Annotated in this window: 8 protein-coding genes; 5 read left to right on the top strand and 3 right to left on the bottom strand. The window is 72.0% G+C overall.

Annotated elements, in window-relative coordinates; all coding sequences use genetic code 11:
- Positions 1 to 2: 2 nt before the first annotated feature.
- Complete coding sequence (locus ACQPZ4_RS05070) at positions 3 to 6,524, top strand: RHS repeat-associated core domain-containing protein (RefSeq protein ID WP_433056597.1); 6,522 nt, start codon at positions 3 to 5, stop codon at positions 6,522 to 6,524.
- 15 nt (positions 6,525 to 6,539) lie between these two features.
- Positions 6,540 to 7,295, top strand: a complete 756-nt coding sequence (locus ACQPZ4_RS05075) for a hypothetical protein (RefSeq protein ID WP_433056599.1) — start codon at positions 6,540 to 6,542, stop codon at positions 7,293 to 7,295.
- A 60-nt stretch (positions 7,296 to 7,355) separates the two neighbouring features.
- Here the strand turns inward: ACQPZ4_RS05075 and ACQPZ4_RS05080 are convergent, their stop codons facing one another.
- Positions 7,356 to 9,095 (bottom strand): ArnT family glycosyltransferase, encoded by a 1,740-nt coding sequence (locus ACQPZ4_RS05080; RefSeq protein ID WP_433056601.1) that lies wholly within the window; start codon positions 9,093 to 9,095, stop codon positions 7,356 to 7,358.
- Between the two features lie 82 nt (positions 9,096 to 9,177).
- A complete protein-coding gene (locus ACQPZ4_RS05085) occupies positions 9,178 to 10,296 on the bottom strand; it encodes a cellulose binding domain-containing protein (RefSeq protein WP_433056603.1) in 1,119 nt (372 codons plus the stop codon).
- A 107-nt stretch (positions 10,297 to 10,403) separates the two neighbouring features.
- On the opposite strand from ACQPZ4_RS05085, the gene ACQPZ4_RS05090 reads away from it, so the two are divergent.
- A complete protein-coding gene (locus tag ACQPZ4_RS05090) occupies positions 10,404 to 11,459 on the top strand; it encodes a Gfo/Idh/MocA family protein (RefSeq protein ID WP_433056605.1) in 1,056 nt (351 codons plus the stop codon).
- Here ACQPZ4_RS05090 and ACQPZ4_RS05095 read toward each other — a convergent pair.
- A complete protein-coding gene (locus ACQPZ4_RS05095) occupies positions 11,456 to 12,208 on the bottom strand; it encodes an alpha/beta fold hydrolase (protein ID WP_433056607.1) in 753 nt (250 codons plus the stop codon). The two genes, ACQPZ4_RS05090 and ACQPZ4_RS05095, sit on opposite strands and share 4 nt — an antisense overlap.
- Positions 12,209 to 12,290: 82 nt before the next feature.
- Between ACQPZ4_RS05095 and sigJ the strand changes: the two genes are divergently transcribed.
- On the top strand, positions 12,291 to 13,217 hold the full coding sequence (gene sigJ / locus ACQPZ4_RS05100) for an RNA polymerase sigma factor SigJ (protein ID WP_433056609.1): 927 nt from the start codon (positions 12,291 to 12,293) through the stop codon (positions 13,215 to 13,217).
- Positions 13,214 to 14,395, top strand: a complete 1,182-nt coding sequence (locus ACQPZ4_RS05105) for an NAD(P)-binding protein (RefSeq protein ID WP_433056611.1) — start codon at positions 13,214 to 13,216, stop codon at positions 14,393 to 14,395. The genes sigJ and ACQPZ4_RS05105 overlap by 4 nt, the downstream gene beginning before the upstream one ends.
- Positions 14,396 to 14,426 lie beyond the last annotated feature (31 nt).

The raw sequence follows: 14,426 nt of genomic DNA on the forward strand, positions 1-14,426 counted from the left end.
CCATGCGGACAACTCGGCGCGCGTTGATCCTCGCCCTTCCGGTCCTTGTCGCGGTGTCGCTGGGCGCGCAGGCGCCCGGGTTCGCCGGGCCGCCCAAGCCGTTCACGCCGGCGTCGGCGGCGAACGTGCCGAGCGTCAAGACGAAGGCGGTGACGGCCGGGAAGCCGGTCAAGGACACGACGAAGAAGGCGCAGGACAGTCCGGCGCCGGTGTGGCCGGGTGCGTCGTCGGCGGACGTGGCTCCGGCGGCGTCGCTGGTGGCGGGTGGTCCGGTGTCGGTGACGGCACCGACGACGACGGCGAAGGCGCGGACGATCGGGGCGGCGAGTGTGCCGATCCCGTCGAAGGTGCACGTCGAGGTGCTGGACCAGCAGGCGTCGAAGCGGGCGAATGTTCAGGGTCTGCTGTTGAGGGTGGGCAGGTCCGACGGTGGTCAGGACACCGGTGCCGTTGGCGTGAAGGTCGACTATCGGAAGTTCGCGACCGCTTATGGTGCGGACTGGTCGACCCGGTTGAAGCTGGTCGACTTGCCGGCGTGTGCGTTGACGACGCCGGAAAAGGCGGAGTGCCGGGGCACGGATCTGCCGAGTCACAACGATGCGAAGGCCGGCACGGTCACCGCCGATGTCGCGGTGTCGTCGGCGTCGCGGATGGTCGCGTTGACCGCGGGCAACTCTGGCGCGTCGGGTTCGTACGGGGCGACGAGCCTGTCGTCGTCGAGCACGTGGTCGGCTGGTGGGTCGGCGGGTGACTTCTCGTGGTCGTTCCCGATGCGGACGCCGCCGTCGTTGGGCGGGCCGTCGCCGACGTTGCAGATCACGTATTCGGCGCAGTCGGTCGACGGGCGGATGGTCACCTCGAACAATCAGCCGTCGATCGTGGGTGAGGGCTTCGAGCTCTCCACCAGCGGGTATATCGAGCGGCGGTACAAGACGTGCGCGGAGGACCCGAAGACCGGCGGGCCGGCGGCGTCGAAGACCGGCGACATGTGCTGGGCGACCGACAACGCGACGATGAGCCTGAACGGGTCCGGGTCCGAGCTGATCAAGGACGGTTCGGACCCGAACAAGTGGCATCCGCGCAACGATGACGGGTCGCGGATCGAGCACAAGCTCGGTGCGGCCAATGGTGACAATGACGGCGAGTGGTGGGTCGTCACCACGGTCAACGGGACGCAGTACTGGTTCGGCCGCAACGTGCTCCCGGGCGCGCCGGCGAACACGACGACCAAGTCGACGTGGACCGAACCGGTGTTCGGCAACGACAACAACGAGCCCTGCCACGGGGCCACGTTCGCCGCGTCGTCATGCACGCAGGCGTACCGCTGGAACCTCGACTACGTCGTGGACCCGCACGGCAACACGATGTCGTACTGGTACGGCGTCGACAAGAACTTCTACAGCAAGAACAACAGCACGGCGACGCAGTACGACCGGGGCGGCTACCTCGACCACGTCGTCTACGGCACCCGCGACGAGAGCCTGACCACCGCGGGGGACTGGACCACGGGCACCGACACCGGGTTCAGCGGGCATGCGGCCGCCCGGATCAACTACGACTACGCGGACCGGTGCCTGGCTTCCTGCGGTACCAAGGACAAGGCTCATTGGCCGGACACGCCCTGGGACCTCAACTGCGACAGCGGCGCCGCCTGCACCCAGACGTCTCCCTCGTTCTGGACGACCCGCCGCCTCGCGTCGATCACCACGCAGGTGTGGGAGGCGTCGTCGACGCCGCCGGCGATGCGGGATGTGGAGCGCTGGACGCTCACCCACACGTTCCCCGACCCCGAGGACGGTACCCGGGCGGGGCTGTGGCTGGACAAGGTGGCGCACGCCGGCCTCGTCGGCACGACCACGAACCTGCCGGACGTGAGCTTCGTGCCGACGCAGATGGCGAACCGGGTCGACGGGGTGGATGCGTCGCCGTCGATGAACTGGTCGCGGTTGACGGCGATCAACACGGAGACCGGTGGGCAGATCCAGATCGTGTATCTGGGGAAGGACTGTTTCGTCGGGTCGAGGATGCCGGCGTCGCCGGAGAACAACACTCTGCGCTGTTACCCGGTGCGGTGGACGCCCGACCCGATCACTGGTGAGGTCACCGACTACTTCCACAAGTACGTCGTGGACAAGGTCATCGAGAACGACCTGACCGGCGGTTCGAAGCGGGTCCTGCACCAGTACACGTATATCGGCGATCCGGCGTGGCACTACGCGGACGACGACGGCCTGATCTCGTCGGATCAGAAGACGTGGAACGTCTGGCGCGGGTACGCGAAGGTCGGCACATCGGCCGGCGAGGCCCCGACGGCGCCGGGTAACCCGGATGAGCGAACCTATTCGGAGACGCTGTACTTCCGGGGCATGAACGGCGACCACCTGCCTTCGGGTGTGCGCACGGTGAACGTGGTGGACTCGCAGGGCGGCAGCGTCCCGGACGACGACGCGTACTCGGGGATGATCCGCGAGACCCGGACGCTCAACGGCGTCGGCGGCCCCGAGGTCTCGGGCGCGATCAACGACCCGTGGCAGTCCGCGGCCACCGCCACCCGCACCATCAACGGTGTCACCACGACCGCGAAATACACCAACACCGCGGCCGTGCACAACCGCACCGCGCTGGACGACAACCGCGGCTACCGCCGGTCGTCGAGCAAGAACACGTTCGACGCCATGGGCATGATCGTCGCCGCGACCGACTACGGCGACGACGCGGTCACCGGCGACGAGCAGTGCACGACCACGACGTACGAGCCCCGCAACACGTCGGTCTGGCTCATGTCGTCGCAGCAGCGCACCCAGACGTTCGCGCTGAACTGTGACCAGGTGGCGGCCGGCCCGATCACGGCGGCCGACGTCATCGGCGACAGCCGCCTGTACTACGACAATGCCACCACCTTCGGCACCGCTCCGAGCAAGGGCGACGTCACCAAGAGCGAGGGCCTGAGCGTCTGGAGCGCCACCAGCCCGACGTACTACCAGGTGGGCCGGACCACCTACGACGTCCTCGGCCGTCCCCTCGAGTCGTGGGACGCCATGGACTACCACTCGGCCACCGAGTACACGCCGCTGACGAGCGGGCCGGTCACCCAGACCATCGACACGAACCCCCGCACCTGGACCACGACGACCACGTTCGAGGCGGGCTGGGGGCTGCCCACGGCCACCGTCGACCAGAACGGCCGGCGCACCGACATGGCCTACGACGGGCTCGGCCGGCTCACCGCGGTCTGGCTGCCCGGGCACGACAAGAACACCGCCCCGGCCGACACGCGGTACGACTACCTGATCCGCACCGACGGGGTCAACGCGGTCACCAGCCGGCGGCTCAACCCGGCCGGCGGCTACAACACGACGTACTCGCTCTACGACGGCCTGGTCCGCGAGCGGCAGACCCAGGCCGCGTCGCCGTCCGGCGGCCGGCTGCTCACCGACTCGTTCTACGACACCGCCGGGCGTGCCGTGCGCAGCTTCGCGGCCTACCACGACGCCTCCGCGGCCCCGGGCACGACGCTGGTGGCGCCGGTCGACGAGGGGCTCACGATCCCCTCGCAGACCCGCCTCGAGTTCGACGGCGCGGGCCGGCAGACGGCGGAAATCTTCCAGCCGTACAACACCGAGCGGTGGCGCACGTCGACCTACTACGGCGGCGACTACACCGCGGTCACCCCGCCGCTGGGCGGCACCGGCTCGCTCACCGTCACCGACGAGGACGGGCGCACCACCGAGATGCGCCAGTACGCCACGCGCGTGCCGGACCACCTCAGCACCAACCCCAGCAGCTACGACAAGACGTCGTACACGTACAACCGCCGCGGCCTGCTGTCGAAGGTGGTGGACCCGGCCGGGTACGAGTGGACCTACGACTACGACCAGCGCGGGCGCAACACGTCGTCGAAGGACCCGGACAGCGGTACCACGACCAAGGAGTACGACAACGCCGGGCGCCCGACGAAGACGACCGACGCCCGCGGCAAGGTCCTGATCACCGCGTACGACAACCTCAGCCGCAAGACCGGCCTGTACCAGAACTCGGTCACGGCGGCCAACCAGCTCGCGGGCTGGACGTACGACACGACGAAGTTCGAGGACGGCGTCACCAACGCCAAGGGCAACCTGACCGCGTCGATCCGCTACGTCAGCGGCCAGCAGTACAAGTCGACGGTCGTGCAGTACAACGACCAGTACCAGCCCACCGTCGCCACCATCACCATCCCGGCGTCGGAGACCGGCCTGGCCGGCGACTACACGTACTACACCGGCTACAACCCCGACGGCTCGGTGAACAGCACCGGCTCCCCGGCGGTCGGTGACCTGCAGTCCGAGACGACCGTGACGGGCTACAACGCGCTGGGGATGACCGACAACCTCAGCACGTTCTACGGCGCCGACCAGCGCCGCTGGCTGGTCGAGCGCACGTCGTTCAACGCCCTGGCCCAGCCGACGCAGTACTCGCTGTTCAACGGCACGACGAGCACCGACGACAACGACAACGGCGGCCCGCGGACGTACCTCAGCCGCTCCTACGAGCTGGAGACGGGCCGGCTGGCCGGGCTGAAGACCGAGCGCGACCAGGTGTCGCCGAACACGGTCTCGGACCTGCACTACACGTACAACGACTTCGGCTCGGTCAGCAAGATCGCGGACACGCCGGCCGGCGGCACCGCGGACACGCAGTGCTTCACCCACGACCGGTACGAGCGCCTCACCGACGCGTGGACGCCGAACTCCGGCGACTGCTCGACCGGCCCGACGGCGACCACGGGCGGCCCGGCCCCGTACCGCGTCCACTACGACTACGACACCATCGGGCGGCGCACCGGCCAGACGCAGTACGGCACCAGCGCCGGCACCCGGTCGACGACGTACACGTTCCCGACCGGGGCCACCCCGGCCACCACGACCCGCCCGCACACCGTCACCGGCACCAGCACCACCGACGACACGGGCACGCACACCGCGACCTACGGCTACGACAACTCGGGCAACACCACCGGCCGCCCCGGCGCCGGCGGGCCGCAGACGCTGACCTGGGATGCCGAGGGCAACCTGGCCGGCGTCAGCGACGCCACGGGCAGCACGACGTTCCTGTACGACGCGGCCGGCGGCCGCCTCATCCGCAAGGACGGCACCGGCAAGACGCTCTACCTGCCCGACATGGAGGTCCGGTACACCACCGCGACCGCCAACAAGACCTGCACCCGGTACTTCGGCTTCGGCGGCACCACCGTCGGGCAGCGCACCGCGGGCGGCCTCACCTGGCTCTCGGCCGACGCGCAGGGCACCGGCGACATCTCCGTCGCGGCGTCCACGCAGGCGGTGACGGTGCGCCGGCAGCAGCCCTTCGGCGAGTCCCGCGGCGGCGCGGTCACGTGGCCGAACGAGAAGGGCTTCGTCGGCGGCACCAACGACCCGACGACGGGCCTGGTCAGCATCGGCGCCCGGTACTACGACGCGGCCCTGGGCCGGTTCCTCTCCGCCGACCCGGTCGTCGACCCCGAGGACCCGCAGCAGCTGCAGTCCTACGCCTACGCCGAGAACAGCCCGGTCACCCACAGCGACCCGACCGGCCAGCGGACCGACGAGCAGTACTACGGCAAGTCGGGCGCGGCGACGATGGAGCGCTACGTCGACCCGGCCGAGATGGACCGCCTGCGCCAGCAGGAGCTCGACCGGCAGAAGCGGGCCAAGGAGGCCGAGCAGAAGGCGTGGTGCAAGGCCCACCCGATCAAGTGCGGGTGGCAGAAGGCGAAGACGGCCACGGTCAACTGGGTCGACGAGCACAAGGCCGAGATCATCGGCTTCACCGCCGGCTTCGTCGCCGGCGCGGTCTGCAACCTGGCGATCGGGGTCACCGGCGTCGGGGCGGTGGCCTGCGGGGCGCTCGCGGGCGCGATCACGAACATGGTGACGTACGCCTATCAGACCAAGGTCGAGGGGAAGGGCAACTTCTCCTGGGGCGGGATGCTCAAGACCGGAGCCGTCGGGGCGGTGGTCGGCGGGCTGGGCGGCGGGCTGGGCTCGATGGTCGGGTCCGGCGTCACGGCCGGGCGCGCGGCCCTGGCCGCCGGGGACGGGCTGAAGGCCGCGGTCCAGGTCGGCAAGCAGGCGATGGGGGCCGAGGCCCGCAACATCGCCTCGAGCACGGCCGGCGCGGTCAAGGGCGCGGGCTCGCTCATCGGCGGTCTGAAGAACGCCTTCTCCAAGCCGGGGCCGGCGGCGAACACCACCCTCGGCGAGGTCAAGGACATCGTCCTGCGCGACGTCAACCAGTCCGCCGAGAGCCGGCTCAAGGCGGGACCGAAGAGGTTCTGGAGCGACAGTAAACTGCTCCGGTCGGTGTTCCAGCCGCGCAAGGGCTCGTTCATCCAGCAGACGACCGGCAAGTGGGAGATCGACGAGGGCAACCACCGGATGGCGGAGCTCCTCGCCCGGGCGGCGGCATCGTCCCGGGGGAGCGGCACGAGCACCATCACGTACGCAACGGAGATCTTCATCAAGAACTTCACGCCACGCGGCTGACGAGAGGGGGGTTCGTTGGCGATCATCAACGGCCGGGCGACGGCGGTGCGGGCCGCGGCGGCCATCGTGACCCGCGGCTCGATCGAGATCCGGTCGCTCGCCGGCGACCTGGCCGGGGCGGCCGCGCACGGCCGGGTGCCGCCCGCCGCGGAGCTGGCCGCGGCGGCCGGGCGGATCCGGATGATCGCCGACATCCTGCACAACCTCGCGCCGCTGGCCCGGGACTCCGGGCTCGGCCGGGAGCGCGGCGCGCGGCAGGAGCTCGTGCAGCGCTGGGGCATCTCGACGCCGGATGGCCGGGAGTGGATCGCCGCGGCCCTCGCCGGCGAGGGGCCGGAGTTCGCCGGCTACCCGCAGGAGCTGGAGCGCGAGTGGCAGCGGTGGCTCGAGCGGAACCCGCCGCCGCGGGAGCCGTCCCCGTTCGAGGCGATGGGGCCGACGCCCGAGTGGCGCGCCGGCGAGCTCGCGCTGCTCGACGGGGAGAACGTCGACGCCGCGGCGAGCGCGGTGCTCGAGCTGACGCGGCACGAGCCCGACCGTGCCTGGGTCACGCGGTTCCTGCTCGAACTCGTCGAGGGCGACCGGGCCGCGGAGGTGCGCGCGGTGGCGGTGACTTGCCTCGGGCACGTCGCCCGGGCCGACTACGCCATCGACCGGGAGGCGGTGCTGCCGGTGCTGCGGCGCCTGCTGGACGATCCCGCGCTGCGGGTGCGCGCCCGGGAGTCGATCGACGTGATCGAGCAGTACAGCCCGGGGGTCACGCCGGAGTGACGGGGCCGGCCCGCTGCGCGGTGGCTACCTCGGATGCGTCGATCGGCGGCGCGCCTGGTTTCAGGAGATCAGGTAGATCACGTAGCCGTCGATGTGCACCAGCTGGTACGGGGTGCCGGCCTTCTCCAGCTTGGCCTCGACCACCGGCAGGCGGTACGTGCCGTTGGCGATCTCCAGGAACGTGGTCGGCTTGTCGCACTTGTAGTACGGCAGGGAGCGGCACGGATTGTCCGAGAAGACGTATGCCGCGCGAGGGTCGGCCGTCGTGGCCGTCCACTGGTCGTAGTACCGGTTGTTCGGCGCGATCTCCAAGGTGTCGGTGACCGCGCCGCAGGTGATGGACTCCTCGGCGCGGAAGGCGATCCGCGCGCACGTCCAGTAGTCGCCGTAGAAGTGCTTGACGCCGTGCGTGCGCAGCGTTTCCACCAGGGCCGTGCTGCGGAGCGCGTCGGCGTGGGTGCGCGGGATCTCCATGAACGTGCGCACCGTGCCGAAGGCCAGGGCCGCCGTGTACGCCGCCAGGATCGCCACCCCCGCCACGCGCAGGACGCGGGGTTTCGCCACCGCGACCAGCGTGTGGAAGACCGCCGGCAGCGCGACCACCAGGCCGATCAGGTACCGCGAGTGGCCGCCGGGGTAGCCGACCGCGGCGTCGCTGTTGGCGTACAGGTAGAACGTGATCAAACCGCCGACCAGCATCGCCAGGTGGAGGGTGGCCGGCCGGTCCGAGCCGCGGCGGCGCCAGGCCTGCCAGACCGCCCAGACGGCCAGCAGGGTGCCGAGGCCCAGGAGCAGCATGTAGCCGGTGCCCCAGGTGACTCTGGTCGCATAGCAGGCGCTCGACCAGGACGTGACCGGGTTCAGCGCGGGCAGTTCGTCCACCGGGCACACCGGGTTGCCGGTCATCATCGGGACGCTCTGCGTGACCGCGTTCCACGCCGCGTGGGCCTTGGCCGACAGACCTTCCGGGGCCTGGCCGCGCAGGACGGTCAGGGTGGAGATGGAGTCGCCGCCGGGCGGGGCGTTCAGGTTGTACACCAGCAGCGGGAGCATGCCGATGACCAGGCCGATGCCGGCGGACACCGGGGCGACCAGCTGGAGGAGCTCGCGGCGGCAGTGGATCAGCAGGGCCAGGCCCGAGGCCAGCGCGAAGGGGGCGACGAGAAGGTCGGCCCACAGGCCGGTGCCGGCCGCCACGCCCCAGGCCGCGTACAGGGCCAGGCGCCAGCGCTGCTCGCGCAGGACGCGGTACGGCTCGTAGGTCGTCACCAGGCGCGCCGCGACCAGGAACATCAGCGAGGAGAAGAGGAGGGTCTCGCCGTAGCCGCCCATGGCGGTCAGTTCGCGGCTCAGCACGTACGGTGAGCCCAGGGCCAGGAGGGCCAGCGAGATCAGGGCCCAGCGCGGGCCGTACACGATGCGGGCGAACCAGTAGCTGCTCACGAGGAACAGCACGAACATCAGCACCAGGCCGAGCCGCAGCGAGAACAGCGAGTTGCCGAAGAGGTGGAAGAGGGCCGCGCCCAGGTACGCCTCGTGCGGCCCCATGTACGCCTGGCCCGGGAAGAACGTGGGGCGCTCGGTGCCGGCGGCGATGTGCAGCGCCTGCAGGCCCTGGTAGCCCTCGTCGCTGTTGGTCTCCGGCCAGTCCCAGGCGATGAGGATCAGGCGGATCAGGCCGCCCAGCACGACCAGGCCGGCCGCGGTCCAGGCGTGCCACCGGCGGCCGGTCGCCTTGCGGTCCGCCTCGTCGGCGGCCGGCGACGCCAGCGTGGGCTCGCCAAGGGCTTCGGTCTGCACGTCGCCGCTCCTCCACGGTGAGAGTACCGGCGGACGATACAGGCTCGGGCGGGCCGGCGCTGGTCCGGCCCGCCCCACATGCCTAGGACAGCGTGCAGCTCACCGCGGGGACGGCGTTCGTGCTGTTGTTCCACGAGGCGAGGAAGCCGAACGAGGTGCCGCTTCCAGGAGCCAGGGCGCCGTTGTACCCCACGTTGCGCGCCGTCACCGCCGCGCCCGTCTGCGTCACCGTGGCGTTCCAGACCTGGCTGACCTGCTGGCCGTTGGCGAACGTGAAGGTGGCCGTCCAGCCGGTCGACGCGGCGGACGAGGTGTTCGTCACGGCGACCTCGCCCTGGAAGTTGCCGCCCCACTGCGAGACGACCTTGTACGTGGCGGTGCACTTGCCGCCGCCACCGGTAGTAGAGGCCGAGGCCGAAGGCGACGTGGAGCGCGACGGCGACGGGGACGTGGAGCGCGACGGCGACGTCGACGGTGTCACGCCGCTCAAGGCCTGGACGACCGCCGGGTACCAGGACGCCGCCATCTTCTCGAAGCCGGCGTCGTTGGGGTGCACGCCGTCGCCCGTGTCGGTCGTCGCGTTGAAGCCGGTCCACAGGTCGGCCAGCGTGATCGGGGACTGCGCCGTGGTCAGCCCCGCGGCCCAGGACGGCAGCGCGCTGTTCAGCGCCACCACGTCCGCCGGGCAGGTGGCGCACGCGGCCGCGCTCATCGGGATGATCTGCGCCACGACGATGCGCACCGAGGGGTTCTGGGCGCGCATCTGGCCGACGAGCTTGGTGAAGGCGGCGAGCTTGGTGGCCAGCGGGATGTACCCGCCCCACATGTCGTTGGTGCCGAGGTGCATCAGCACCACGTCCGGCCGGGCCGCGGCCAGCCAGGGCGGGAGCTGGTTGTTGTCGGCGATCCCGGTGGCCGAGAAGCCGCCGTGGCCCTCGTGGTCGAAGTCGTACGAATAGCCGGGGTTGCAGCCGCCGCCGTCGGAGACGCCGCCGACGAAGTCGATGTTCGTGTACCCCGCGAGCTGGAGGCGGTGCCAGAGCTTGGCCCGCCAGCAGCCGGGGCCGGCGGTGATCGAGTCGCCGAGCGGCATGATCCGCAGGGGAGCGGCCGCGGCCGAGCCGGCCGGCTGGACCGCCACGACGGCGACCGCGGCGACGAGGGCCGCGATCAGGACAGGAAGAACGGTACGGCGAAGCATGGGAGAAAACTCCTTGGTGGGGGCAGGCGAGGGCGCGGTACGCCGGCTCCCACTGGCATCGCGCGTCGACTCTAAAGCGACGTCCACCGATTTGGAAGACTGGCCCCATGAGCGACACCACCCTGCGCGTCGGGCTCGTCGGCTACGGGCTGGCCGGTTCGGCGTTCCACGCGCCGCTGATCAGCACCACCCCCGGGCTGAGCCTGGCCGCGATCGTGACGTCCGACCCCGAGCGGCGCAAGAGTGCCGGCGAAAGGTACCCGGACGCCCGCCTCGTCGAGCGCGCCGACGACCTCTGGACCGCGGGTGACCTCGACGCCGTCGTCGTCGCCTCGCCCAACCGCACCCATGCGCCGCTGGCCCGGGCCGCGCTCGAGGCCGGGCTCTCGGTCGTCGTGGACAAGCCGCTCACCCCGACGTCGGCCGAGGGCGCGGAGCTCGCGGCGCTGGCCGCCGAGCGGAACCTGGTGCTGACCGTGTACCAGAACCGGCGCTGGGACGGCGACTTCCTGACCGCGCGCAAGCTCGTCGCCGCGGGTGAGCTCGGGAAGGTGCTGCGCCTGGAGTCCCGCTTCGACCGCTGGCGGCCGGTGCCCAAGGGCGGCTGGCGGGAGAGCGGCGACCCGGCGGAGGCGGGCGGCCTGCTCTTCGACCTCGGCAGTCACCTCGTCGACCAGGCGCTGCAGCTGCTCGGCCCGGCCACCGAGGTGTACGCCGAGGTGCACACCCGCCGCGCCGGCCTCACCGTCGACGACGACACGTTCGTCGCCCTGCGGCACGAGGGCGACGCGCGCTCGCACCTGTGGATGAGCGCCCTGGCCGCCAAGGCCGCGCCCCGGCTGCGGCTGCTGGGCGACCGCGGGGCGTACACGAAGTTCGGCCTCGACGTGCAGGAGGACGCCCTGCGCGCCGGCCGGCTGCCCACCGAGGCCGGCTGGGGCCGGGAGCCCGAGAGCGCGTACGGCGTGCTCACCGGCTACGACGGCGTGGACCGCACGGTGCCGACGGAGGCCGGGCGGTACCAGGACTTCTATGCGGGCTTCGCGGCCGCCCTGCGCGACGGCGGGCCGGCCCCGGTCGACCCGGCCGACGCCATCGCCGCGCTCAAGGTCCTCGAGGCGGCCCGGCAGTCGGCCGAGCGCGGCGAGGTCGTGAAGCTCTAACAGGCGGCCTTCGCCGCGGCCAGGATCTGCTCCGTGACCGGGTCCGGGTGGGTGATCAGCGTGAGGTGCGACCCACCCGGCACGGTGCGGACCTTGGCGTTCGCGCGCTTCGCCATCGCCTGCTGCGACTGCGGCGTGATGATCCGGTCGGCCGCGCCGATGACGTACCAGGACGGGATCTTCTGCCAGGCCGCCGCCTGCGACGGGGTGGTGAAGGCGGCCATGGCGGCCGGGCGCTGCTCGGCCCACAGCTCCCTGGCCGTGGTCTTGGGCAGGTCGGGGCCGAACGAGCCGACGAAGACGGACTGCTTGAGGTACAACTCGGAGCCCACCTTGTCGTAGAGCGTCGACGCCGGCCCGCTCAGCGCCGAGCCCGCCCCGCTGAGCTGGCCCGTGGTCTCGCCGACGGCGGGCGCGGCGGCGTCGACGTAGACCAGCTCCTTGACGTTCGGGCTGCTCGCGGCCGCGTTGGTGATCACCGAGCCGCCGTAGGAGTGCCCGGCCAGCACGACCGGCCCGTCGATGGTCTTGAGGAACGCGGCCAGGCCGGCGGCGTCCGAGGTCAGGCCCTGCAGCGGGTTGGCGTAGGCGCGCACGACGTACCCGGCGCGCTGGAGGCGCTCGGTCTCGCCGTTCCAGCTCGACGTGCCGGCCCAGGCGCCGTGCACCAGCACGACGGTCGGCTTCGGGGCGCAGTCGGCGGCCGGGGCCAGGCCGAGCAGGAGCGCGAGGGTCAGGATCATGCCCATGACCAGCAACGGTGACACCGGGGTGCGGAGTGGCCCATCACCCCCATGTCACGAGTCCGGGCGAGGTACCGTCTTGTCACGCATGGGCACCGATGACTTCACGCCGCACCGCCGCCGCCTGCTCGACGTCGCCTACCGCATCCTCGGGACGGTCACCGACGCCGAGGACGTCGTGCAGGAGGCCTGGCTGCGCTGGTCCGCGGCCGACCGGGCGGCGGTCGGCAACCCGCAGGCGTTCCTGGTCACGGTGACCACCCGGCTCGCGATCGACCGCCTGCGCCAGGTCCGGGCCCGCCGCGAGGCCTACCCCGGCCCCTGGCTCCCCGAGCTCGTGAGCACCCAGCCCGACCCGCAGGGCCGCGCCGAACTGGCCGAGAGCGTCGAGCTGGCCCTGCTCGTCGTGCTGGAGACCCTCTCGCCGTTGGAACGTGCCGCGTTTGTACTGCACGAGGCCTTCGGACTCGCGCACGCCGAAGTGGGGGACATCATCGGCCGCAGCGAGGCCGCCACCCGCCAGCTCACCCGGCGCGCCCGCGACCACGTGCGGGAGGCGCGGCCCCGGTTCGAGGCCGACCGGGCCCAGCGCCGCCGGCTCACCGAGCGCTTCCTGGGCGCCTGCTTCGGCGGCGACCTGGCCGGGCTGGTCGAGCTGCTCGCGGCCGACGTACGCCTGGTCAGCGACGGCGGCGGCCGGGCCAAGGCGCCGCTGCGGGTGATCGAGGGCGCGGACCGCGTGGGGCGCTTCCTCACCTCCATCTCCAACGACGACGGGGCGCAGCGCTTCCTGGAGTCGATCGGGATGGCGACCCCGGCCGAGTTCGGCGTGGCGATCGAGGACGTCAACGGGGTGCCGGCCATCGTGGTGCGGGCGGCGGGGCGGGTGATCCTGGTGTTCTCGGTGGAGCCCCTGGACGGCGAGCGGATCGGCACCGTCTTCCTGGTGGCCAACCCGGAGAAGCTGGCGCACGTGTCACGTTCCGAGGGAGACGCCGCGTCTGCCTCGGCATGACGAACTCCATCACCATCGTCGGCGGCGGGATCGGTGGGCTGACCGCGGCCATCGCGTGCGCGGAGCGCGGGCTGACGGTCACGCTGCACGAGGCCCACAACACCCTCGGCGGGCGGGCGCGCTCCACGCCGGGGCCGTACGTGGCGAATGACGGGACGCACGTGCTGTACAGCGACGGGGAGCCCTTCAGGTGGCTGGCCGAGCGCCGCCTCGTGCAGCCGTTCAGCAAGCCCACCCCGGGCGAGCTGGCCAAGTTCCGGTTCCGCCGCGACGGCCGCATCCGCGCGCTGCCGCCGATGTCCCTGCTGCGGATGGTCCGCCACCGCGGCCTGGCCGCGCCGGTCGACGAGCCGTTCGGCGCTTGGGCCACCCACCGCTTCGGCCCGGAGGCCACGGCGGCCGCGGCGGGCCTGGTCGGCGTGATCACGTACACCGCGGACCCGGGCCGGCTCTCGGCGGCGTTCGTGTGGGAGCGCCTGCTGCGCGCGGTCGCCCCGACGTGGCCGGCGGTGCGGTACGTGCACGGCGGCTGGTCGGCCATGGTCGACCGGATGGCCACCCACGCCCGGGGGCTGGGGGCCACGCTGGTCACCGGTTCGCGGGTCGACGCCCTGCCGGACGGCCCGGTGATCGTGGCCACCGGCCTGGACGCGGCCCGCGGCCTGCTGGGCGACGACACCCTGCGCTGGCCGAGCGGCCGCGCCGCGCTCATCGACCTGGGCCTGCGCGCGGACCGCCGCGACCCGTTCGTCGTGTCGGACCTGGACGAGGGCGGCTTCGTCGAGCGGTACTCCCAGCCCGACCCCACCCTCGCCCCGCCCGGCCACGCCCTGGTCCAGCTGGAGCTCCCGGCCGGCCCGGACGAGCCGATCCCGGCCGCGACCGCGCGCGCGGAGGCGCTGGCCGATCTCGCGCTGCCGGGCTGGCGCGAGCGGGTGACCTGGCGCCGCGACGCCTTCGCCAACGGCCGCACGGGCGCCGTCGACCTGCCCGGAGCAAGCTGGCGCGACCGCCCGGCGATCGACCGCGGCGAGGGCGTCTGGCTGGTCGGCGACAGCGTGGCCGCGCCCGGGATGCTGGCCGAGGTCGCCCTCAACTCCGCGCGCACGGCCGCGCAGGCGGCAGCCGTGAAACTTTCACCGGCGGCGTTTCGAAAGGCATCGACGGTACGCGATTGATGGGGGGATGCTTCGGCCAGTGGGGCGGCGG

Origin of the sequence: Dactylosporangium sp. CS-033363, from assembly GCF_050942475.1 — a bacterium.
Lineage (GTDB): Bacteria > Actinomycetota > Actinomycetes > Mycobacteriales > Micromonosporaceae > Dactylosporangium.

Coding starts and splice junctions, on each gene's coding strand:
- ACQPZ4_RS05090 (WP_433056605.1), top strand. CDS start 10,404: ATGAGCGACACCACCCTGCGCGTCGGGCTCGTCGGCTACGGGCTGGCC.
- ACQPZ4_RS05085 (WP_433056603.1), bottom strand. CDS start 10,296: ATGCTTCGCCGTACCGTTCTTCCTGTCCTGATCGCGGCCCTCGTCGCC.
- sigJ (WP_433056609.1), top strand. CDS start 12,291: ATGGGCACCGATGACTTCACGCCGCACCGCCGCCGCCTGCTCGACGTC.
- ACQPZ4_RS05070 (WP_433056597.1), top strand. CDS start 3: ATGCGGACAACTCGGCGCGCGTTGATCCTCGCCCTTCCGGTCCTTGTC.
- ACQPZ4_RS05105 (WP_433056611.1), top strand. CDS start 13,214: ATGACGAACTCCATCACCATCGTCGGCGGCGGGATCGGTGGGCTGACC.
- ACQPZ4_RS05095 (WP_433056607.1), bottom strand. CDS start 12,208: ATGGGCATGATCCTGACCCTCGCGCTCCTGCTCGGCCTGGCCCCGGCC.